Here is a 23,161-nt window from a genome sequence, read left to right as displayed (position 1 = left end):
ACTCCTTTTTAAATAGAGTGTTCTGTTAATTGTTTTTCCGCGTCTTCTTCAGCACGCAGGGCGCGACCGGCGAATAACATGTAAGTCAGCGCAATCAAAATCATCACGGCCATAAACGCGATGCCCACAGAGGCAAAGCCTTGCATCATAGGCGGCGCCAGGATGGACCAGTCAGCCATTCCCATCCACGCACTCATACCTGTGAGTTTTATCGCCCATACACAGCCAAAGATTTCGATCATGCCCATCACCAGGCAAATCTTGATGGCAGCACGCCAGCCACCGAAGTGGTTGGCAAAGACGCCGATAGTGGCGTTAGAGAAGAACATCGGAATGAAACCCGGAATGATGAGAATAGAGGAACTGCAGGCAATCAGGATGCCGACCGCAATCAGTTGGCCGATAGTCCCCCACATAAAGCCCCAGACCACCGCATTGGGCGCAAAGCTATAAATCGCCGCACAGTCAATCGCCAGCACAGCTCCCGGAATCAAGCGCTGCGAGATACCGTTGAAGGCTTCGGAAAGCTCAGCGACAAACATACGTACGCCCTGGACGATAATGAAAATCGCCACCGCAAACTGGAATCCGGTTTGCAGGATATAAATCGTCCAGTGGGTTTTTCCCGCCATCGCCTGTACGGTATTGAGGCCAAAGGAGAGCAGAATCGCGCCGAAAAAAACCGTCATGACAATGGCGGTCGAGACAATGTTGTCATGGAAGATATTCAGCCAGCCCGGCAGTTTCAGATCTTCGACGCTTTCCTCTTTTTTTCCAAGATAGGGGGCGATTTTATAAGCAATCCAGGAGGCGAACTGCTGCTGATGACCGATAGAAAAGCCACAGTTATCTGTCACTTCCTGCGTGGGCTTATACATCATATTGGAGGTAATGCCCCAGTAGAGTGAAACCAGCACAGCAGCACAGATAATGGTGGTCCACATGGAGTAACCGAGAATAAAGAAGAAGACGGCAATCAGACCAGCCTGCTGAAACATGATATGCCCGGTTAGCATGATGGTGCGAATGCCCGTAATACGCCGCAGCAGTACGTAAATAATGTTTAGCGCCAGGGCCAGCAATACTGCATAACCTACCCAACTGTACGCCTCACCCATACGTTCGATTGTCGCCATCATTGACGCATAGGTGTCAGAAATCGCGCCATTAATGCCGTATACCTCGGACATTTTGGCAACCACCGGTTTAAACGTACTGGTCAGAATCCCCGACCCCGCCTGCAGCAACATAAAGCCGATGATCGTTTTGATCGTGCCTTTAACGATAACGCTGACACTTTTTCTCAACAGGATATAGCCAATACAGGTCACGATCCCCAACAGCAACGGGGCATTGGTCATCACCTGGTTAAAAAAGACGGTGAAGACGTTGTAGAGAATCTCCATAACTCGCTCCAGTAAGAAAGTGGCTGCATCTGCTCAATGCAGCGCAAGGTGAAAACACTCTATCAATCATAAATAATCACAAAAAGATTGTTTTTGATTAATTGTGATGTATCACGCAATTTATTTCCCCGTTCTCATTGCGTATACATACCCAGTACGACAAGTCGATAATTATTCTATTAAATTCATACTGTTAATATAGGAAACAAGAAAATCATCACGAAAAAATTGCCCTTGCAGTGCACGAACGATGCGATTCGACATACGAAACACTGTTGCCATCCTGATGAAACTGTGAAAATATAAATCACAACTTATCACAATATGATTTGTTTTGATTAAAAAGGAAGGAGCGACACGATGAGTAAAATTGAAACGATTACCCGGGAATCATGGATTCTTAGCACTTTTCCCGAGTGGGGAAGCTGGCTTAATGAAGAAATTGAGCAGGAACGTGTCGCTCCCGGCACCTTTGCTATGTGGTGGCTGGGCTGTACTGGTATCTGGCTTAAATCAGAAGGGGGTACCAATGTGTGTGTCGATTTCTGGTGTGGTACGGGCAAGCAGGGTCATGGCAACCCATTGATGAAAAAAGGCCATCAGATGCAGCGCATGGCAGGCGTTGTAAAATTGCAGCCGAACCTGCGCACCACGCCGTTTGTGTTGGATCCGTTCGCTATCCGTCAGGTCGATGCCATCCTCGCCACCCACGATCATAATGATCATATTGATGTAAACGTCGCCGCTGCCGTCATGAAGAACTGTGCCGATGATGTTCCCTTCATCGGCCCACAAACCTGCGTCGATTTATGGATTGGCTGGGGCGTACCTAAATCACGCTGTATCGTCGTCAAACCGGGCGATGTTGTTCGCATAAAAGATATAGAAATTCATGCAGTTGACGCATTCGATCGCACCGCATTAATTACCCTCCCTGTAGAGCAAAAAGCGGCGGGCGTACTGCCTGACGGCATGGATCAGCGGGCGGTGAATTACCTATTTAAAACGCCCGGCGGTACGCTGTACCACAGCGGCGACTCTCACTATTCCAACTACTATGCGAAGCATGGCAACGAGCACCAGATCGATGTGGCATTGGGCTCGTACGGGGAAAACCCGCGCGGTATTACGGATAAGATGACCAGCGCCGATATACTGCGTATGGCGGAAGCACTGAAGACAAAAGTCGTGATCCCATTCCACCATGATATCTGGTCAAATTTTCAGGCCGATCCGCAAGAGATTCGCGTTCTGTGGAATATGAAAAAAGACCGCTTGCAGTATGGCTTTAAGCCTTATATCTGGCAGGTTGGCGGAAAATTTACCTGGCCTGTGGATAAAGACAATTTCGAGTATCACTATCCGCGTGGTTTTGATGATTGCTTCACTATCGAGCCCGATTTACCGTTTAAGTCGTTCCTCTAAAAACCAGGGCGGGTGCATGTGTGCACCCGCTTTTTATCATCAGTGTCGTGCACTTATCTTTAGTAATTTCAGGCTATTTCAAATATCATCTTTTCACATCAATAATCATCGGAATAGCTCATGACGGAAGCGCAACGACATCAAATACTGCTGGATCAACTGGCGCAGACCGGCTTTATTACGGTTGAAGAAGTAATCGCCAGCCTGGGCGTTTCTCCTGCAACCGCACGCCGCGATATCAATAAACTGGATGAAAGTGGCAAACTCAAGAAAGTGCGTAACGGTGCTGAAGCCATCAGCCAGCAACGTCCGCGCTGGTCGCCGATGAATATCCACGAAGCACTCCACCACGATGAAAAAGTGCGTATCGCCAGAGCCGCATCGCAGTTGGTAAGCGCGGGTGAAAGCGTGGTGATCAATTGTGGATCAACCGCCTTTCTGCTGGGGCGAGAAATCTGCGGTAAGCCAGTACAAATCATCACGAATTACCTACCGCTCGCCAATTATCTTATCGAGCAAGAACATGAAAGCGTGGTCATTATGGGCGGGCAGTACAATAAGACGCAGTCCATCACGCTGAGCCCGCAAAGCAGTGAAAATAGCCTCTATGCCGGTCACTGGATGTTTACCAGCGGAAAAGGGCTGACGGCAGAGGGACTTTATAAAACCGATATGCTGACGGCCATGGCCGAACAGAAGATGCTGAACATGGTCGGAAAACTGGTCGTTCTGGTGGATAGCAGCAAAGTCGGTGAGCGTGCGGGTATGCTGTTCAGCACCGCCGATCAAATCGATTTGGTGATTACCGGAAAACAGGCCAACCCCGAAATCCTCAAAAAACTTGAGGATCAGGGAGTTAAAGTGATACGCGTGTAGTCAGATATGGAGTTACAGGTGGTCGCTGAAGAAGCGGACGGTGGCCGCCAGGGCGGTGGGAGTTATGCGATGTTTAACGCCAGCCTCCCACAGGCAGGTTAACTGTTCGTCCAGATGAGCAGCCGTCAATGCCTGTTGCAGGCGTAATGTTTCCGCTGCGGGGACCACATCATCTTCCTCTCCATGCCAGAGAAAAAGCGGACGGCTGGCGAGCTGTGCCAGTTGCCCGCTGATATCCCATTTTACTAACGGTGCGACAATCTGATCGAACGCCACTTGTTGTTCCGGCGTGATCACCTCCAGCGGCGGAAAAAGAGTTTTTGCCAGGGTGGAAAAATAGCCTGACCCCATCAGGCAGGCAACGCTCCTGACCTCCGGGAACTGCGTCATAATACCCAGCGCCGTCATGCCGCCCATTGATGCGCCCCCCACACCCAAACGGTGATTTTCAATCAATCCTTGCCGGTACAGCGCCTCTTTCAGCGACGCAAACTCCGCAAAATTTCCCTGCAAGATTTGCCAGAAACGCTGTAGCCGCCGCCTTTCATCGCCGTCAAACCGGGCACCATGCTCCGGAGCATCGGGCATGACGACCCGAAACCCGGCCTGAGCCAGCGCCACGGCAAAATAGCTGTATACCAGTTTGGAAGAGGTAAATCCGTGGTAAAAAACAATACAGGGTAATGGCTGCGCTCCTTTGCCTGCCGGAAACGCGTGCAAAGTTTCAATCCCGGCAAAATGCCTTACGTCGAGTTCAATCATTGGCCTCTCCTTGATCTATAGTGCTGGTATGCCATCACATCTTCGAAGCTGCAAGTCTGCGTTTGCATATGCAGTGTCACCCTTTAAATAAAGATGCTGCGCCGATCGCATTTTCATTCGAAACTTATGCTGGTAATAGCAAAATTGGGAACATTCCCCTCTTGCGTATTTATTATGGAACTACACTATGGCTATCAGGAGACATGAAAACATGACGCGCTGGTTTCTACCCCTTGTTGTAGCGCTGTTTTTAAGTGGATGTAGTGTGCTGGAAGGTAAGCCACAGCCCGCTCCGCCCGTCAGCGATCATCCGCAGGAGATAAGTCGCAATCAGACACAAAACCTGCAGGAAATGGGTGCATTTAGCGTATCAGTGCTGGGTTCGCCTATGGACGTTGAAGATGAAATAAAAGCCAGAGCTACTGCTGAGAAAGCGGATTATTACGTCATTATGATGATGGATGACACGGTTATTCCTGGCCGCTGGTACGCAAGGGCGATGTTGTATCGTCATTAAGTAAGCGTCTGGGTTTAAGGAAGATTTACACTGCTTTGCGTCCTTTTATGTTTGCCTGTGCACAATGGAATGTATGGAATTTTCGCGCGATGGAGTGCCCTGGAAAAAATCGGGGTAACGTGGAATGGAGCTGATATGAAACGATCTCTTGCCTTAAACTCACTGTTGCTTTCTACAGGTTTAGCCAGCATAACAGCGCAGCCAGCAGAGTTCGCGAGCGCTGATTGCGTCACCGGGCTCAATGAAATTGGCCTGATTTCTGTCAACAATGTTTCCGGAAGTCCACAGGATGTGGAGCGTGTCATCGCATTGAAAGCCGACGAACAGGGAGCATCCTGGTATCGTATTATTCAGATGCAAGAAGAACAACGGGCAGATAACTGGCGAGTGCAAGCCATACTCTATGCCTGACAGGTCATCCACGAAAAGCCACTTTTAACGAGTGGCTTTTTTGTTTATCTTTTTTTAACAAAGAGTTACTACACAGATATATTTTTGCAACATTTAGTTACATTGACACATTAAATGTTATCGAATTATTGCCGTTGAAGGTGCTGACACTCTTTTCAGCGGATATTTTATGAGCACCTTTTTTAGTCGCATTGGACTCGGCACTAAACTTTCTCTTCTGACGGGTACAAGCGTAGCCGTGCTTTTCCTGGTATTTACTTTTCTGTTAAGCAATAAAGCCAGTCAACAACTGGAAACGCTGGCCGTTGAAGATCTCCATAATCAGTCCACGGGCGTCCAGGATATGGTAGAAATGTTTAACAGCAGCCTGAGCGAAGAGGTGGAAAGCTATACCCGGCTGTTCAACAGTTTTTTGCCTCAGCCTGTGACCATTGATCAGGCGCAGCGCCGTGAAATTAACGGTATCAGTGTTCCCTTGCTGAAAGGGGGCGACAATGATCTTCATGAAAACAATACGATTGTTGATGACTTTCTTACCCGCACCGGGGCTATCGCCACGCTGTTTGTACGCAGCGGCGATGACTTTGTGCGCGTTGCCACCTCGTTACGTAAAGAGAATGGAGATCGTGCGATAGGCACGAAGCTGGACAAAGCCAGCCCGGCTTTTTCCCCTGCGTTGAAAGGGGAAACGTACCGCGGCCTGGCCTTATTATTCGGTAAGCGCTACATCACACAATACCAGCCGGTAAAAGATAACAGCGGCAACACAATAGCCATTTTGTTTGTCGGAGTGGACATCACTCACTCATGGAAAATCATGCGTAGTAAAATCCTCGGGCGTCAGCTTGGTGATAGCGGTCATTTCTACGTCCTGGATCGCAATAGCGGCAAGAATTACGGTAATTACCTGTTCCACCCCAGCGAGGAGGGTAAACGCCCGCACTGGGATGAACGCGATCTGAATACCGTTCTGCAAGAGACCACTGGTACGCTGGACCAACTGCGCCCCGATGGCCATCGACAAATGCTCTCCTGGATAACCGTGCCCGGCTGGAACTGGACAGTGGTGGGTGAAGTCGACAAAGCGGTATTACTCAATGATGTCAACACGCTACGCAATCAGTTCCTGATTGCCGGGCTGGTGCTCTCTTTGCTGTTTGCCGCACTGTTTGTAGTGATTGTCCGCCGCTGGTTGACCCGCCCCCTGCGCGATGCCATCGGCCTGGCCAGCCGTTATGCGTCGGGCGATCTGCGGGCCAGCCTGGAGGTCAAACGTCAGGACGAAGTGGGACAACTCATTGATGCCATCAACGGGATAGGGAATGGTCTGCACACTATTGTTTTACAAGTGCGTGAATCCGCCAGTGATATTCACCATGGTACCAATGCGCTTGCCGCCGACAGCAGTGAAATCAGCGAGCAAATTAATAAGCAGGCCAGCAGCGTCGAGGAGACCTCAGCCAGCATGGAGCAACTTGCTGCGACTCTTCAGCAGAATGCCGCCAGTATGGAAGAGATGCTTTCGCTGGTGAATGAAACCGCCGTGGAAGTACAAAAGGGTGGAATCACCGTCGAAGAAGCGGTTGCGACCATGGACGCGATTCGTAACGCCTCTCAGCGGATTGCCGATATCACCCATGTAATTGAATCGATTGCCTTTCAGACTAATATCCTTGCACTTAACGCCGCAGTTGAAGCCGCTCGCGCCGGAGAACATGGTAAAGGATTTGCCGTCGTGGCCCAGGAAGTACGGGCGCTGGCGGCGCGCAGCGCCAATGCGGTAAAAGAGATCGATGAGCTGACCAGCGATACGCTCAAAAAAGTCCGTGAGGGCCATGCGTTATCCAATAATACCCGGCAGGCAATGGAGTCTATTACTGCGCATATGAACCACATCAGCCAGTTGGTTAATGAGATTAACAACGCCTCCCATGAGCAGTCGGCAGGTATTAATCAGGTCAATATCGCCATGACACATATTGGCGAAGCCACTCATATTAACGCAGAACGGGTTTCACGCAGTGAGCAAACCGCTGGCACACTGCGTGAAAAAGGAGCCCATTTGACGGAGGTGGTCCGCCTGTTTAGCCTGAAAACGGACTAACCGGCACCGCCTGTGGCACGCAGCAGCAGGTCATTTTGTACCTGCTCTGGCACAACCGACGCGCCGCGTATATCCAGCATCATCCGGCACCAGGCTTGCGCTATCGACGGGGAAGCGAATTGCAACATTTGTGCCCCCGTCGCTAACAGATAGAGCTGCCGGGTAATTTCCCGCCCCTGCGCCTCCAGAGGTTTACGCAACTGTTGCTGTAACTGGCGCCATGCGCGATCAAAGTGCCTGTCCTGGCCTTTGACCGCGCCAAACGCATCATGCAACAACTCATTGATCCCCTGCTGTTTGCCCAGTACGCGTAATACATCAAGACACATAATATTGCCGGAGCCCTCCCAGATACTGTTTACCGGCATTTCCCGATAAATCCGGGGAAGTTCGCTCTCTTCGCAATAGCCAATACCCCCCAGGACTTCCATGGCTTCGCCAACAAATGGCATACCCGCTTTGCAGACCGCAAATTTCGCAACGGGGGTGAACAACCGTGCCCAAAGCGTCTCTTCCGGCGTAGCGCGAGCATCCCAGGCTCGGGCAAGGCGGAATAAAAACGCGGTTTGTCCTTCCAGTTGCAGCGCCATCTGGCTAAGGACTTCCCGCATCATTGGCTGGTCGATGAGATTTTTTCCGAATGCCTGACGTTGATGGGCATGATATAGCGCCACGGAAAATGCCCGGCGCATCAGACCGTGACTCCCCAGCGCACAGTCAAAGCGGGTCAGGCCGCCCATTTTGAGGATTTGACGCACGCCATCCCCCTCTTCCCCGACCAACCAGCCGCTGGCCTCGCAGAACTCCGCTTCGCTGCTGGCATTCGAGCGGTTACCCAGCTTATCTTTCAGGCGCTCCAGTCGCACACCGTTACGCTGTCCGTCGGGTAAAAAACGGGGGACAAAAAAGCAGGAGAGCCCGCCTTCCGCCTGTGCCAGAACCAGATGCGCATCACTCTGCGGTACTGAGAAAAACCACTTGTGTCCCACCAGCCGATAGCTCTCGCCGCTGCGTTGCGCCCGTGTGGTATTACTGAGCACGTCCGAACCGCCCTGTTTTTCCGTCATCCCCATACCAATCAGCAGACCACGCTTTTGGTTGCCTGGCGCGAGATGTGGGTCGTAACGGTCGCTCATCAGCGGTTTTAGCCAGTCTTTAAACGGGGCAGGCAGAGAGTGCTGCAATAACGGCGTGGCGGCAAAGGTCATGGTAACAGGGCATAACGAACCAGCTTCCACCTGCGCATGAAGCACAAACCGCGCGGCACGGGCAACAAAAGAGCCGCTGCGGGCATCCTCTTCCCACGCCAGGTTGTGAACACGGTTGGCGCACAGACCTTGCATCAGCAAATGCCATGCAGGATGAAACCGCACATCATCAAGTCGTGCCCCCGTCGGGTCATAGCGCAACAGCTCCGGTGGATTGACGTTGGCCAGCCTGCCGAGCTCCAGCGATTCCGCTGTACCCAATTGCTGGCCGATACTGGCTAATAAATCAGTATCCCAGGCCGCCCCTTCGCGGTTCACAGCGTCATACAGAGCCCGGTCAGAAAGGAAAAGATTGCTGTTATTCAGGGGGATGGGTTGATTAAAAACGGTATGCGTTTGCCAGTGCATCTGTTTGCTCTCCATCAATGACATCGGCAATAAGTATGGGCAGATGGGGGGCGTTCCGCCCGCGATAGCGGTCACAAAACGGTACGTATGGGCGCTTTCTGTTTGCGTTACCCGCACTTAGCGGCGAGGCTTAATGTTATGAAACCAGGAACGGTGACGCCCATGACAACAACATATGCACAAAAAAGAGCGCTGATCGCAGGCTCTATCGGTAATTTTATCGAATGGTACGAGTTTGCGGTCTATGGCTTTCTTGCCACGGTGATTGCTAAGAACTTTTTTACCCTCGAAGGTGAATCTGCTATCACCAGTCTGATCCTGACCTATGCCGCGTTTGCAGTGGCATTCTTCTTCCGGCCATTGGGTGCGGTGGTGTTTGGCCGCATGGGCGACCGGATAGGCCGAAAGCCGACGCTAATTATTGTTCTCGTTCTGATGACGCTGGCGACAGCGGCTATTGGTCTGGTGCCGGTTTATGCCAGCATTGGCGTCGCCGCACCGCTGCTTATTACCGGCTTGCGTATTTTGCAGGGGCTGTTTGCCGGTGGGGAATACGGCGGAGCCGTCTCGCTGATGACCGAGTTTGCCCCACGAGGTAAGCGCGGTTTGTACGGTGCATGGCAGTCATTGACCGTCGCCCTCGGGCTACTGGCGGGAGCCGGGGTCGTCGCGTTGTTGTCAGCATTACTGAGCCCGGAAGCACTTCACGACTGGGGCTGGCGCATCCCCTTTTTCATCGCCATTCCAATGGGCGGAGTGGCGCTCTGGCTTCGCGTTAACATGGAAGAGACACCCAGTTTTGTACGCCAGAGAACGCAGGTGGCTCCGCCTCAGCCAGCCAGTTTCGCCAGTACGCTAAAAGCGATTATTACCGGTATTTGTCGTCTGATGGTCTGGTCAGCGGCGGGTTATACCTATCTGGTCATTATGCCGACCTACCTTCAGTCGGCGCTGCACACTGGTTTTAATCAGGCGCTGTTGATTGCGGTGATTTCAAACGCCGGGTTCGCTCTGACGATTATCCCGTCCGGCATGCTGAGCGACCGGATTGGGCGACGCGCCGTGATGGTCACCGCCGCCGTTCTGCTGCTTATCCTGGCGTTGCCCTTGCTGAAAATTTTACAGGCGGAATCCAGTACCTTACTGGTCAAAGCATCCGTCGTGTTTATCGCCGGTGGACTGGTGGGCATGCTGGCAGGCCCGGGCCCCGCCATGCTGGCGGAAATGTTTCCCACGCGTGTCCGTTACACCGGGCTGGGGCTGGCCTATTCGCTGTCGAATGCGATTTTCTCAGGCTGTGCGGGGTTAATTATTACCGGGCTGATTAAGCAGACGGGGAATCTGGATATTCCGGCCTGGTATGTGATGGTAACGGCAGTAGTGAGCGTAATTGCGCTGATGACACTCAGGAAAGACGATCATCAGCGTTCACTGGAGGAGTAGTGCGGCCTGATACCCTCTCCCGCCGGGAGAGGGTGAAAACACTAAAAACCTTTCTCCGGGAGAGTTTACGGCTTATTTCGCACGCTGACGCACGGCTTCGAACAGGCAGATACCGGTGGCGACCGACACGTTCAGCGACGACACGCTACCTGCCATCGGAATGCTGATCAGCTCGTCGCAGTGCTCACGTGTCAGACGGCGCATGCCTTCGCCTTCCGCGCCCATCACCAGCGCCATAGGGCCAGTCATTTTGCTCTGGAAGAGGGTATGATCCGCTTCACCCGCAGTGCCCACAATCCAGATATTCTCTTCCTGGAGCAGACGCATGGTGCGCGCCAGGTTGGTCACACGGATCAGCGGGACGTTTTCCGCAGCGCCACAGGCCACTTTTTTAGCAGTCGCATTCAGTTGCGCAGACTTGTCTTTCGGGACGATCACCGCATGTACGCCAGCCGCATCGGCGCTACGCAGGCAGGCGCCGAGGTTATGAGGATCGGTGACGCCATCAAGGATCAGTAAGAAGGGTTGATCGAGGCTGGCGATCAGATCCGGAAGATCGTTTTCCTGATACTGACGGCCCGGTTTCACGCGAGCAATAATGCCCTGGTGCACCGCCCCTTCGCTTTTTTCATCCAGATATTGACGGTTAGCGACCTGAATCACGACACCCTGCGCTTCCAGCGCGTGGATCAGGGGCAGCAGACGTTTGTCTTCGCGCCCCTTGAGAATAAACACTTCCTGAAAACGCTCTGGTGCGCGTTCCAGCAGGGCCTGCACCGCATGGATGCCGTAAATCATTTCACTCATCAATGGTACTCATTTGGGGCGATATCGCCGGGTTGAATAGGCTGTGAGACATTCACATCGCCACATTATAACCGACAGACGCCTCAGATCGAATCAACTAAGATGGCGTTTCGCCTCCTGACGGACGCGGTGTAAAACGTGCTGCTTGATTTCGCCGTAACGCGGGTGCTCCGCGAGCGTTTCGATATCGCGATCGCGGCCAAAGGGCAGGACAATCTCTTCGACGATTTTTCCCGGTTTCGCCGACATCACCAGGATGCGGTCAGCGAGAAACAGCGCCTCTTCTACATCGTGGGTAACGAACAGCAGCGTGGTGCCAGTGGTAAGCCAGGCCTCTCGCAGGAGTTCCTGCATCATCAGGCGGGTTTGTGCATCCAGCGCCCCGAAAGGTTCATCCAGGAGCAATACCTCCGGCCCCGGCAGCCAGGCGCGGGCCAGCGCCACACGCTGTTTCATACCGCCGGAAAGCTGCCACGGCGCATGCTGCTCAAAACCTTTCAGACCAACGCGGTTCAGCCAGTCCAGCGCACGGGCATTGACCTCTTCTTTTTGATAACGGCCCAGACGCGGGCCAAAGGTGACGTTATCCAGCACTGACAACCACGGGAACAGGTTTGGCTGCTGAAAGATCATGCCGCGCTCCGGCCCCGGCTGCTGCACGGGTTTTCCGGTCGCCAGTACGCGGCCGCTATCCGGTTTGGTAAACCCGGCGACAAGATTGAGGATAGTGGATTTGCCGCAGCCCGACGGCCCCAGCAGTACCACAAACTCCCCTTTATCCAGAGTGAGATTGATCTCCTCCAGAACCGTAAACGGCTGCGGTTTTGCCGCAAAGGAGAGGCTGACATTTTCCAGCGCGATGGCACTCATTATTCTTTCCCCGCCCATGGGACAAACATACGTTGCAGTCCCAACAGTAATAAATCCAACAGATAGCCCGTTCCACCCAGCAACAGAATGCCGAGCATGACGATATCGGTGCGTAAGTAGGAGCTGGCATTAATCACCATCCAGCCGAGGCCGGAACTTGCCGCCACCATCTCGGCAGCGATCAGCGATGTCCAGCCAATGCCGATTGATAGCCTGACGGTGGTGAAGAGATCCGGTAGCGCGTCCGGCAACACCACACGCAGGAAAATCTGCCCTTTTGTCGCACCCAGCGTTTGCGCCACACGAATGCGCGCCCGGCCAATCCGCTCTACCGCCGCCGACGCGCCAACCACCACGCTCAGGAAGGTGGCGATAAAGATCAGGAAGAATTTCGAGGCTTCTCCAATCCCCAGCCACACCACCGCCAGCGGGATCAGCGCGATTTTCGGCAACGGGCGCAGGAATTGCACGAACGGGTTAAGCACCGCGGACAAACCGGGCGAAAGCCCCATCAACAGCCCGAGCGGGATGCCCAACACAATCGCGACGGCAAAAGCGCTCAGGGCGCGGGCCAGGCTCACCGCTACGTGCTGCCACAGCGGCACCTGGCGATAGCCGTCTGCCAGAAGTTCTTGTGCCGTAAGGCCAATATCGGTGAGTGACGGCAGCAACAGCGGGTCCACCCATTGCCGGGTGGCCGCCAGTTGCCAGAGTGCGAAGAAAACCGCCACCGAAAATACGCTGATGGCAATATGCTGACTTACTTTCATTTTGCTGCCGCTTCCCGGATGTAACGGGAGTCGATGGCCGCATCCCAGTTGTCCGGGATATCACGCTGGCGGATTTCGCCTATGCCTGCGAGAAAGTTGGACGTTTTGCTGAGCGCCTTGCCGATACCACTGTGCGTGGTATCTGTGCCGTTACCCAGCCAGGCCGCCGTGCCTTGATCGGCCAGTGTCGGATACTCCAGCCCCCCCAGGGTATTAGCCGCGGTAGTCACCGGTGCACCTACCTCTTTCGCTACGATAGCCGCTGCGCTTTCCGGGTCTTTCTTAAACTCGTCGACTTTCTGCTGGTGTATGCGCAGGAAGGCGCTTACCGTTTCTGGATATTGTTGCGCAAAGGCTTTACGTACGACGTAGTTGTTGTAAATCAGGTAGCCATCTTTTTGCAGATCTTTAGTGGCAAAGACCTGGTGACCGCCGGAGGATTCCAGCTCCTGGGCAAACGGCGCCCATACATAGCCTGCATCAATATCACCGCGTTTCCAGGCCGCCACCATCTCTGCCGGGCGCAATGGCAGGAGGGTAATTTTGCTGCGATCCAGTTTATTGACGCTGATAGCCGCTTCCAGCGCATATTGCGCGGTGGAGTTCGGCGGATAGGCCACGCGTTTCCCTTCAATATCTTTAATATTGTTGATGCCTTCTTTACCAATTAAACGCTCGTAGCTGGCTATCACACCGGAGACACCAATAATTTCAACCGGTAATTTACGCACGATACCCGCAGTTGCCGGACTGGAGCCGAAATTCGCAATATCAATCGCATTACTGGCGAAATAATTAAGTGCATCCGCACCGGAAGCGAATTGCACCCATTTCACCTGGCTGTGTAATGCCTTATCTAACGAGCCATCGGCTTTTGCCAACATTAATACCTGCGAGCCGCCGCTATAAGCCACACGGACTTCTGGAGGATTGGCGGCCATACTGATATTGGTCCAAAAACTGGCTGCTGCGAATAATATGCCGAGCGTTTTTTTCATTTCTTTTTCCTTGAGATAAATGCATGTCATCACTCCTGCAAAACAGGAGAAAATAATCAATTAAAGCGTCTTGTTTTATGCCTGTTGCGTGAGGCGATAGTCCTGCCAGAGGCGGGAACATCGTTCGGCCAGCGCTTGTGCGGGGTCGTAGGTGAGTGGCAAAAATGGCGCATCCACCGCGCGCAGAGCCACCGGGACCTCCGTGCAGGCCAGCACCAGTTGCTGCGCGCCGCGCGCCATCAGCGCCAGCGCCTGCAAAGAGAGCATTTCGCCACCCTCGGTCAGTTTGCCACGCTTCACGGCATAGCATCCGGGTACAAACCACTCCGCCAGTTCGTCTTCGGTGGGCGTAATGGATTCAATACCCTGAGCTGCGAGTCGTTGCTGATACCAGCCTGCGTCCAGCGTCCCTTTAGTGGCAATGATGCCGACACGTTCGGGCTTTTTAGCCACCGTTAATAGCGCATCCAGGGTGGCATCCACGATATGCAAAATGGGCGCATCGCTGGCGGCGCTCAGTTGCGAATACCAGTGGTGTGCAGTATTGCAGGGGATAGCGATATGGCTCGCCCCCGCCTGATTCAGTTTTTTAATGCCTTCAAGTAGCTGAGGCAACGGCGACGGGCCAATCCCGGCCAGCGCCTTTTGCCGATCGGCGATTTGCGGCACATTCCATACTACCGACGGCAGATGGTGCTGATCGCTCTGCGCCGGTGTGGCATCAAGCAATTTGTGCTGAAAGTCGAGCGTGGCGAGCGGCCCCATGCCACCCAGCACGCCGAGCAAAAAGGGCTTAGCCATGACGGGCATGCGCCTCCAGCACCTGGCGGTAACCAAACAGGCCAACCGAACCACCAGTGTGGATAAACACTACGTTCTCATCCTTGCGGAAATGGCCCTTGCGAATCAGGTCGATAAGCCCGGCCGCTCCTTTGCCGGAATAGACCGGGTCGAGAAGAATGCCTTCATGACGGGCAAAGAGGGTCAGTGCCTCCAGCATGCTCTCGGTTGGCAGGCCATAACCATCACCAACGTAATCGCTGTTCGCCACCACCGCCTCACGCGGCAGCTCACCCGGCACACCCAGCAATGCCAGGGTGCGCGAGGCCAGATTCCAGACGTTCTCCTCCTGCTTCGCCTTCGGTGCGCGAACGCTAATCCCCAGCACAGGCACCTGGCTGTTGGTGGCGGTAAACCCGGCGACCAGCCCGGCTTGTGTACCCGTACTGCCGGTAGCGTGCACAACATGATCAATACGCAAACGTAACTGTGAAGACTGGTAAAGAAGCTCTTCAGCGCAGGCTACGTAGCCCAGTGCGCCAATCGGGTTAGAACCACCGCCAGGGATGACGTAGGGGTTGTGGCCCTGCTCTCGGAGCGTCAAGGCATACTCTTCCATCGCCTGCTGCATATCAGTGCCGCCCGGAAGATGGGCAACAATTTCGCCGCCCAGCAAATCATCCAGCAGGACATTCCCGGAACGTTGATACTCTTCGCCAAAATCGGTGACGCGTTTTTCCAGCAGCACTTTTGCAGCCAGCCCAAGTTTCGCCGCGCCGGCAATGGTCTGGCGCACATGGTTAGACTGGGTCGCCCCCTGGGTAATGATCACATCAGCTTTTTTCTCCAGCGCATCGGCCAGCAGAAACTCCAGCTTACGGGTTTTATTGCCACCGCTGGCAAGCCCTGTCGCATCATCACGTTTGATCCATATTTTCGGACCACCCAGTAATGCAGAAAGATTATTCAGAGGCTCCAGGGGGGTAGGAAAATGGCCGAGTGAAAGTCGGGGAAAGCGCGCCAGATGCATAACGACTCCTTGCTAAATAAGCGAATAACAGATGGGAGTCACTATACACATCAGATTCTGAGCGCTAATCACCAATAATAAATATCGATTTTCATTATTTAGCTAAGTCAGAGAAATAACCAACCGGAAGGCAATTTCTATTACAAGCGGGAATATATTACGTTAAAAAAGAATAACCCCTCTGGATTGAGAGGGGTTATTAGACGGTATTTCATGGCAGCTTATTCAGCCGCTTTCTTTTTAGCGGCGCGTTTCGCTTTGGTCGCCGCAGCGATTTTTTGCGTCTTCGCGGAGGGCTTTTTCACGCTTTTTTCTTTCTTCGGTTTCGCCGGGCCTTTCGCTTTACGAAATGCGCTGTCGGGTTCGAAATTCACTTTCTTACCGGTCTGACGACGTTTACCCGACGGTTTCGCACCGCTGCCTTTTTTTGCCTTTTCACGGGCGGTTTTACCGACATTGCGCGGGCCGCGTTCACTGGAGATCAGCGAGAAGTCGATCTTGCGCTCGTCCATGTTGACAGCTTCCACGCGAACCTGCACTTTGTCGCCCAGACGATAGGTCTGACCGCCTGATTCGCCAATCAAACGCTGACCGACCTGGTCGAAGCGATAGTAGTCGTTATCCAGCGTGGAGACATGCACCAGACCATCGATAAACAGGTCATCCAGACGTACAAAGAAACCAAAACCGGTAACACTGGCGATCACGCCGGAGAAGGTGTTACCCACCTGATCCTGCATAAAGTCGCACTTCAGCCAGTCAGAGACTTCTCGGGTTGCTTCATCCGCACGCCGTTCGGTCATCGAACAGTGCTGGCCCAGTTGTAGCATCTCTTCCATAGAGTAGTGCCAACCGCCGGTCTCTGTGCTGTTACCTTTATGGCCCTGCTCTTTTGCCAGCAAATACTTGATAGCACGGTGCAGCGACAGATCCGGATAACGGCGGATCGGCGAGGTAAAGTGTGCATACGATTGCAGCGCCAGGCCGAAGTGACCACGGTTTTCCGGATCGTAGACCGCCTGTTTCATGGATCGCAGCAGCATGGTTTGCAGCATCTCATGATCGGGACGATCGGCGATGGACTCCAGCAGCTCAGCATAATCGCGCGGCTCTGGTTTGCCACCGCCAGGCAGCTCCAGTCCCAGTTCGGACAGCACCGAGCGGAATGCGGTAATCGCATCGTTGCTCGGCTTATCGTGAATACGGAACAGCGCTGGTTCGCTGGCCTTTTCCACAAAGCGTGCAGCGGCGATGTTGGCCAGGATCATGCACTCTTCGATGAGCTTGTGCGCATCATTACGTTGCGTCTGCTCGATACGCTCAATGCGACGCTCGGCGTTGAAGATAAATTTAGCTTCTTCACTTTCAAACGAGATGCCACCGCGCTCGGCGCGAGCCTGATCGAGCGCTTTATAAAGGTTGTGTAACTCTTCGATGTGCTTCACGAGCGGCGCGTACTGCTCACGCAGTTCCTGATCGCCCTGCAACATATGCCAGACTTTGGTGTAAGTCAGACGCGCATGAGAGCTCATCACCGCTTCGTAGAATTTAAAGCCAGTCAGACGCCCTTTTGTCGAGACGGTCATTTCGCAGACCATGCACAGACGGTCAACCTGCGGGTTAAGCGAGCAGAGACCATTAGAGAGCACTTCCGGCAGCATCGGTACTACCTGAGAAGGGAAATAGACCGATGTACCGCGACTACGCGCCTCGTCATCCAGCGGTGTGCCAGGGCGGACGTAATAGCTCACATCGGCGATGGCCACCCACAAACGCCAGCCGCCGCCGCGTTTTTTTTCACAATAAACAGCATCATCAAAGTCGCGAGCGTCTTCGCCGTCGATGGTGACCAGCGGCAAGTTGCGCAGATCAACACGACCCGCTTTCGCCTCTTCCGGCACCTGCTCTTTCAGGCCGGAGATCTGCTTTTCAACCGCTGGCGGCCAGACATAAGGGATTTCATGAGTGCGCAGCGCCATATCGACAGCCATGCCGGTACCCATGTTATCGCCCAGCACCTCGACGATTTTACCGATGGCTTTAGTGCGACGGGTCGGGCGCTGGGTGAGTTCAACCACCACCACAAAACCCATGCGTGCGCCCATAATCTCTTCTGGTGGGATGAGGATGTCGAAGCTCAGACGGCTGTCATCCGGCACCACAAAGCCGACGCCCGCATCAGTAAAGTAGCGGCCGACAATCTGGCTGGTTTTTGGCACCAGGATGCGCACGACGCGCGCTTCACGACGACCTTTACGGTCAGCACCCAAAGGCTGAGCCAGAATCTGATCGCCGTGGATACACATTTTCATCTGTTCGCTGGAGAGGTACAGATCGTCTTTGCGGCCTTCTACGCGCAAGAAACCGTAGCCATCGCGGTGACCAATAACCGTTCCTTTAAGCAAATCAAGGCGTTCTGGCAAGGCGTAACACTGACGGCGGGTAAAGACCAGTTGTCCGTCGCGCTCCATGGCGCGCAGGCGGCGGCGCAGTGCTTCGTTTTGCTCTTCGCCTTCGATATTGAGTTCAATTGCCAGTTCTTCACGGCTGGCAGGTTTTTCACGTTTTGTTAAATGTTCGAGGATAAATTCGCGGCTGGGGATGGGGTTTGTGTATTTTTCAGCTTCGCGTTCCTGGAAAGGATCGTGTGACATAGCGGTTCCTCCGTTGTCATCTCTGGTGAAAGTCCCGTCATCTTTTACGCTACCTCTTAGTTGGCTTGCTTCACTCACCCCGTCACTTACTGATGTAAGCGTCGGGTAAATTCGCTCAGTTGCCGCCGCGATGCACCGTGAAATAGTCAGGGTTTTTATTGTTCCACCAGCAGTAATTTGTAAAGCGGTTGATTCTCTTCAACCAAATCGGCCAGCGTGTAGTTATCCAGCTCCTTGAGAAAACTTTGCACAGCCTTAGAAAGCGCCCGCTTAAGGCGGCAGGCGGAAGTAATATGGCAAAACTCACTGCTGCAGTTAACCAGTGCCAGTGGTTCCAGGTCACGCACGACATCGCCAATGCAGATATCTTTCGCCGCGCGGCCAAGGCGTATCCCGCCGTTTTTTCCTCTGACGGCAGCAACGTAACCTTCACGACTAAGTTGATTGATTATTTTGACCATATGATTACGGGACACACCATAAATTTCAGTGACTTCGGTAATGCTGGTCATCTTTCCTTCCGGCAAGGAAGCCATGTAAATCAGCGCGCGTAATCCGTAATCCGTAAAACTTGTTAACTGCACATCTACCTCAGTAAAAAGGGAGAAAGGTGAGATACCTACAGGTATTGACTCTATTGATGATAAACCAGCCAACAGTGATGCCGCTAATTTATTTGAACTGAAGGGGAAAAAAGCAGGAAGAGTGGGGCCTGCCAGGCAAGCCCCAGAGATCATTACGCGTCGAATGGGTCGCGCAGGATCATGGTTTCTGTGCGGTCCGGACCGGTAGAGATAATATCGATCGGTACGCCAGTCAGTTCTTCAATACGTTTGATGTAATTCAACGCCGCCTGCGGTAACCCGCTACGCTCTTTCACGCCGAAGGTCGATTCAGACCAGCCAGGCATGGTTTCATAAATCGGCTCAATACCTTCCCAGTTGTCTGCCGCCAGCGGAGTCGTTGTTACTTCGCGGCCATCCGGCATACGGTAAGCAACACAAATCTTCACTTCTTTCAGGCCGTCCAGAACGTCCAGCTTGGTCAGGCAGAAGCCAGACAGGGAGTTGATCTGTACTGCACGACGTACAGCAACAGAATCCAGCCAGCCAGTACGACGACGTCGACCAGTGGTTGCACCGTACTCGTTACCCTGTTTGCACAGGAACTCGCCGATATCATCGAACAGTTCAGTCGGGAACGGACCCGCACCCACGCGCGTGGAGTAAGCTTTGATGATACCCAGAACGTAATCCACATAACGCGGACCCAGGCCAGAGCCGGTCGCCACGCCACCTGCGGTGGTGTTAGACGAAGTTACGTACGGATAGGTACCGTGGTCGATATCCAGCAGCGTACCCTGCGCACCTTCGAACATCACGAAGTCGCCGCGCTGACGCGCCTGATCCAACAGATCGGAAACATCAACCACCATTGCAGTGAGGATGTCGGCAATCGCCATGACATCATCCAGCACTTTCTGGTAGTCAACCGCTTCGACTTTATAGAAATTCACCAGCTGGAAGTTGTGATATTCCATCACTTCTTTCAGTTTGTCAGCAAAGGTCGCTTTATCGAACAGGTCACCAACACGCAGACCGCGGCGAGCAACTTTATCTTCATAAGCAGGTCCGATACCACGACCAGTGGTGCCGATAGCTTTCGCACCGCGCGCTTTCTCACGTGCCACATCGAGCGCGACGTGATAATCAAGGATCAGCGGGCATGCTTCGGAGAGCAGCAGACGTTCACGAACCGGGATACCACGGTCTTCCAGTTCTTTCATCTCTTTCATCAGCGCGGCAGGAGACAGCACAACACCGTTACCGATGATGCTGGTCACATTGTCACGAAGAATGCCTGATGGAATAAGATGGAGGACGGTTTTTTCACCGTTGATTACGAGAGTATGGCCTGCGTTGTGACCGCCCTGGTAGCGAACAACATATTTAGCCCGTTCAGTCAGAAGATCAACAATCTTCCCTTTACCTTCGTCACCCCATTGGGTGCCCAGTACGACGACGTTGTTACCCATTTTTTCAAAATCACCGTTTGCTTAAAAATGGATTCTACCATCGCTTTTTCAGATATACAGCACTTTTTGTACCCAAAATGAGGCAAATCCGACCGTTTTTTGATCAGCCAATCGTTTTCCTCAACATGTAGTAGATAACGATACCGGCGACCACAAGACCCCCTCCAAAGCGGCGCAACAGGTTATCTGGCAATGTGCTCATCGTGGCAATCATTCGCCGCCAGGCTCTGGGATAAAGCATCGGACCGAGCCCTTCAAATACCAGCACGAGCGCCAGTGCCAGCCAGATTGTTGCGTTCATTTTTTATCCTTATAAAAAGAAAACCACCGCCCTGATGGGCCGGTGGTTTTTACTTCGAAAACCGATGAGGTCAGTTTAGCGTGTCGCGGAAGTCGGTGTCTTCATGTAACGGAAGAAATCGCTATCCGGGCTGAGCACCATCACATCCTGGTTGCTCTGGAAACTGCTTTCGTAAGCACGCAGGCTACGAATAAATGCGTAGAAGTCTGGATCCTGACTAAAGGCGTCAGCAAACAGTTTCGCCGCTTCGGCATCGCCTTCACCACGCAGAATACGGCCCTGGCGCTCAGACTCCGCCAGTGTCTTCGTGACTTCATAATCGGCCGCTGCGCGCAGCTTTTCAGCTTCTTCCTGACCCTGCGAACGATGGCGACGGGCTACCGCTTCACGCTCAGCGCGCATACGGTTGAAGATCGCTTCCGAAACCTCGGTTGGCAGGTTGATCTGCTTGATACGCACATCAACAACTTCAATACCCAGCGCCGCCATACTATTCGGGTTCACCGCCGGAACCTTGCCGTTGGTTTCGGCCTGAACGCGCTCCGCCGCTTTCGCGATCTCGTTATCCGCTCCTGGCGTGGCCACTTCGTCTTCCGTACCCGCGGAACCGGAGTTCAGCGCGTCACGCACTTCCAGCGTCAGGCGACCACGGGAGTCGGTCACGATGTCTTTCACATCCAGGCGGCCAATTTCAGAACGCAGACGGTCCGAGAACTTACGTTTCAGCAGCACTTCCGCCTGGGAGACGTCACCGCCGCCTGTCGCCAGGAAGTAACGGCTGAAATCGCTGATTCGCCACTTGATGTACGAGTCGACAATCAGGTCTTTCTTCTCTTTGGTCACGAAACGATCGGCCTGGTTATCCATCGTCTGAATACGCGCGTCCATCATTTTAACTGACTGAATAAAAGGCACTTTGAAATGCAGACCCGGCTCATAAATTACCGGTTTTTTATCGCCGTCACGCACTACGCTGCTGAACTGGAATTTGATCCCGCGTTCACCCTCTTTTACGACAAAAATAGAGGTGTAGAGCACTACCAGCGCGATAATGATAATCGCGATAACTGACTTACGCATCGTTATTCCCCCTGACGCTGATAGTCGTTACGCTGCGCGTTAGCGCGGCGTTGGTCCATGATGTCGCCCTGACTGATGGACGATGAATTGCTCGCACCACTGTTACCAGAAGAGGACGCAGGCGGCAGGCGCAGAAGGTTGTTCGCGCCACTGCTATCGCTCTTTGCCGCAGGTGCATTCCCGCCTTTCAGCATCTGATCAAGCGGCAGAACCATCAGGTTGCCACCTTTATCGTTTACCAGCACCTTACGGGTATGGCTCAGCACTTTTTCCATGGTCTCGATATAGAGACGCTCACGGGTGATTTCCGGTGCGGCTTTATATTCAGGAAGGATCTTCGCAAAACGAGCCACTTCACCCTGCGCTTCCAGAATGGTTTGGGTCTTATACGCACGCGCTTCTTCAAGAATACGCTGCGCCTGACCATTTGCACGAGGCTGCACTTCGTTAGCATACGCTTCCGCTTCACGGATGAATTGCTGCTCGTTTTCACGCGCGGCAATCGCATCATCAAATGCGGATTTGACCTCTTCTGGCGGACGTGCCGCCTGGAAGTTGACGTCCAGTAGCGTGACGCCCATGTTGTACGGTCTGATGGTCTCTTCCAGTTCACGCTGGGTATCGCTACGGATAACAGTACGGCCTTCCGTCAGAATGCGGTCCATGCTGTATTTACCAATAACGCCACGCAGGGCACTGTCCGTCGCCTGGCGCAGGCTGTCATCAGCGCTGGTCACGCTATAGAGGTAACGTTCAGGATCGGTTACGCGGTACTGCACGTTCATTTCGACACGCACGACGTTTTCATCGGACGTTAACATGACACCGGATGCCGCCAGTTCGCGAACGGATTCGACGTTTACCGCAGTCACGTTATCAATAAAGGTCGGTTTCCAGTTCAGACCTGGCTCTACCAGATGGCTGAATTTACCGAAACGGGTTACAACGCCACGTTCCGCTTCTTTAATGGTGTAGAACCCGCTGGCAGCCCAGATAATCACGGCAGCAGCCGCAACGATACTGACGATACGGCCGCCAACATGGCCACGCGGGCCGGAAGGTTGTTGGCTTGCGCCACCTGAACCGGTGCCTTTGCCACCGCCCAGGCCGCCGAGTTTTTTGCTCAGCTTACGGAAGATATCATCCAGATCAGGTGGCCCCTGATCGCGACCGCCTTTGTTTCCATTTCCCTCAGAGTTGCCGCCTGGTTTGCTGCTTCCCCACGGGTCGCGGTCTTGTCCGTTGTTACCGGGCTGATTCCACGCCATGTATGTGC

At 53.4% G+C, this 23,161-nt stretch carries 21 protein-coding genes; 6 read left to right on the top strand and 15 right to left on the bottom strand.

The window, feature by feature from the left end; genetic code table 11:
- Positions 1-8 precede the first annotated feature (8 nt).
- Positions 9-1,406: a PTS ascorbate-specific subunit IIBC gene (locus tag AAIG39_RS13760; protein ID WP_090080975.1), complete on the bottom strand. Its 1,398-nt coding sequence runs from the start codon at positions 1,404-1,406 to the stop codon at positions 9-11.
- Between the two features lie 360 nt (positions 1,407-1,766).
- Between AAIG39_RS13760 and ulaG the strand changes: the two genes are divergently transcribed.
- Positions 1,767-2,831: an L-ascorbate 6-phosphate lactonase gene (gene ulaG / locus AAIG39_RS13755; protein WP_343194112.1), complete on the top strand. Its 1,065-nt coding sequence runs from the start codon at positions 1,767-1,769 to the stop codon at positions 2,829-2,831.
- A 120-nt stretch (positions 2,832-2,951) separates the two neighbouring features.
- Positions 2,952-3,707: an HTH-type transcriptional regulator UlaR gene (gene ulaR / locus AAIG39_RS13750; RefSeq protein WP_249569667.1), complete on the top strand. Its 756-nt coding sequence runs from the start codon at positions 2,952-2,954 to the stop codon at positions 3,705-3,707.
- A 12-nt stretch (positions 3,708-3,719) separates the two neighbouring features.
- Here the strand turns inward: ulaR and yjfP are convergent, their stop codons facing one another.
- Positions 3,720-4,469 carry an esterase gene (gene yjfP, locus AAIG39_RS13745; protein ID WP_343194111.1) on the bottom strand — a complete coding sequence of 250 codons (750 nt, stop codon included), beginning with the start codon at positions 4,467-4,469 and terminating at the stop codon, positions 3,720-3,722.
- Between the two features lie 187 nt (positions 4,470-4,656).
- Between yjfP and bsmA the strand changes: the two genes are divergently transcribed.
- The 3 genes from bsmA (at position 4,657) to AAIG39_RS13730 (ending at position 7,501) form a co-directional block, all read left to right on the top strand.
- Positions 4,657-4,986 (top strand): biofilm peroxide resistance protein BsmA, encoded by a 330-nt coding sequence (gene bsmA, locus AAIG39_RS13740; RefSeq protein WP_090080962.1) that lies wholly within the window; start codon positions 4,657-4,659, stop codon positions 4,984-4,986.
- 135 nt (positions 4,987-5,121) lie between these two features.
- Entirely contained in the window at positions 5,122-5,397 is a 276-nt protein-coding gene (yjfN, locus tag AAIG39_RS13735) for a DUF1471 family protease activator YjfN (protein ID WP_039077798.1), read from the top strand.
- A gap of 169 nt (positions 5,398-5,566) precedes the next feature.
- Positions 5,567-7,501, top strand: a complete 1,935-nt coding sequence (locus tag AAIG39_RS13730; protein WP_343194110.1) for a methyl-accepting chemotaxis protein — start codon at positions 5,567-5,569, stop codon at positions 7,499-7,501.
- Here the strand turns inward: AAIG39_RS13730 and AAIG39_RS13725 are convergent.
- A complete protein-coding gene (locus AAIG39_RS13725; RefSeq protein ID WP_343194109.1) occupies positions 7,498-9,117 on the bottom strand; it encodes an isovaleryl-CoA dehydrogenase in 1,620 nt (539 codons plus the stop codon). The genes AAIG39_RS13730 and AAIG39_RS13725 overlap by 4 nt on opposite strands.
- Before the next feature lie 162 nt (positions 9,118-9,279).
- Here AAIG39_RS13725 and AAIG39_RS13720 point away from each other — a divergent pair, with 162 nt between their 5' ends.
- Positions 9,280-10,560 (top strand): MFS transporter, encoded by a 1,281-nt coding sequence (locus AAIG39_RS13720; protein ID WP_090080955.1) that lies wholly within the window; start codon positions 9,280-9,282, stop codon positions 10,558-10,560.
- A 72-nt stretch (positions 10,561-10,632) separates the two neighbouring features.
- On the opposite strand, the gene rlmB is transcribed toward AAIG39_RS13720, so the two are convergent.
- The 12 genes from rlmB to hflK form a co-directional block, all read right to left on the bottom strand.
- A complete protein-coding gene (gene rlmB / locus AAIG39_RS13715) occupies positions 10,633-11,367 on the bottom strand; it encodes a 23S rRNA (guanosine(2251)-2'-O)-methyltransferase RlmB (protein WP_090080953.1) in 735 nt (244 codons plus the stop codon).
- A gap of 93 nt (positions 11,368-11,460) precedes the next feature.
- Complete coding sequence (locus tag AAIG39_RS13710; protein ID WP_090080951.1) at positions 11,461-12,237, bottom strand: ABC transporter ATP-binding protein; 777 nt, start codon at positions 12,235-12,237, stop codon at positions 11,461-11,463.
- Positions 12,237-13,007 carry an ABC transporter permease gene (locus AAIG39_RS13705; protein ID WP_343194108.1) on the bottom strand — a complete coding sequence of 257 codons (771 nt, stop codon included), beginning with the start codon at positions 13,005-13,007 and terminating at the stop codon, positions 12,237-12,239. Before AAIG39_RS13705 ends, AAIG39_RS13710 begins: the two co-directional genes overlap by 1 nt.
- Complete coding sequence (locus AAIG39_RS13700; protein ID WP_343194107.1) at positions 13,004-14,005, bottom strand: taurine ABC transporter substrate-binding protein; 1,002 nt, start codon at positions 14,003-14,005, stop codon at positions 13,004-13,006. The genes AAIG39_RS13705 and AAIG39_RS13700 overlap by 4 nt, the downstream gene beginning before the upstream one ends.
- A 75-nt stretch (positions 14,006-14,080) precedes the next feature.
- A complete protein-coding gene (gene cuyB / locus AAIG39_RS13695; RefSeq protein ID WP_343194106.1) occupies positions 14,081-14,806 on the bottom strand; it encodes a cysteate racemase in 726 nt (241 codons plus the stop codon).
- Complete coding sequence (gene cuyA / locus AAIG39_RS13690; protein ID WP_343194105.1) at positions 14,799-15,815, bottom strand: D-cysteate sulfo-lyase; 1,017 nt, start codon at positions 15,813-15,815, stop codon at positions 14,799-14,801. Before cuyA ends, cuyB begins: the two co-directional genes overlap by 8 nt.
- 221 nt (positions 15,816-16,036) lie before the next feature.
- Positions 16,037-18,469, bottom strand: a complete 2,433-nt coding sequence (gene rnr / locus AAIG39_RS13685; protein WP_090080942.1) for a ribonuclease R — start codon at positions 18,467-18,469, stop codon at positions 16,037-16,039.
- A gap of 155 nt (positions 18,470-18,624) precedes the next feature.
- On the bottom strand, positions 18,625-19,053 hold the full coding sequence (gene nsrR / locus AAIG39_RS13680) for a nitric oxide-sensing transcriptional repressor NsrR (protein ID WP_090080939.1): 429 nt from the start codon (positions 19,051-19,053) through the stop codon (positions 18,625-18,627).
- 152 nt (positions 19,054-19,205) lie between these two features.
- Entirely contained in the window at positions 19,206-20,504 is a 1,299-nt protein-coding gene (gene purA, locus AAIG39_RS13675; RefSeq protein WP_090080936.1) for an adenylosuccinate synthase, read from the bottom strand.
- Positions 20,505-20,607: 103 nt separating this feature from the next.
- Positions 20,608-20,805 (bottom strand): DUF2065 domain-containing protein, encoded by a 198-nt coding sequence (locus AAIG39_RS13670; protein ID WP_039077811.1) that lies wholly within the window; start codon positions 20,803-20,805, stop codon positions 20,608-20,610.
- A gap of 75 nt (positions 20,806-20,880) precedes the next feature.
- Complete coding sequence (gene hflC / locus AAIG39_RS13665; RefSeq protein ID WP_090080934.1) at positions 20,881-21,885, bottom strand: protease modulator HflC; 1,005 nt, start codon at positions 21,883-21,885, stop codon at positions 20,881-20,883.
- Between the two features lie 2 nt (positions 21,886-21,887).
- Entirely contained in the window at positions 21,888-23,153 is a 1,266-nt protein-coding gene (gene hflK, locus AAIG39_RS13660) for an FtsH protease activity modulator HflK (RefSeq protein WP_090080931.1), read from the bottom strand.
- Positions 23,154-23,161 lie beyond the last annotated feature (8 nt).

The organism is Phytobacter palmae (assembly GCF_039409775.1).
In the GTDB taxonomy this organism is placed as follows: domain Bacteria; phylum Pseudomonadota; class Gammaproteobacteria; order Enterobacterales; family Enterobacteriaceae; genus Phytobacter; species Phytobacter palmae.
This window is presented reverse-complemented; position numbering and strand designations above follow the sequence as displayed.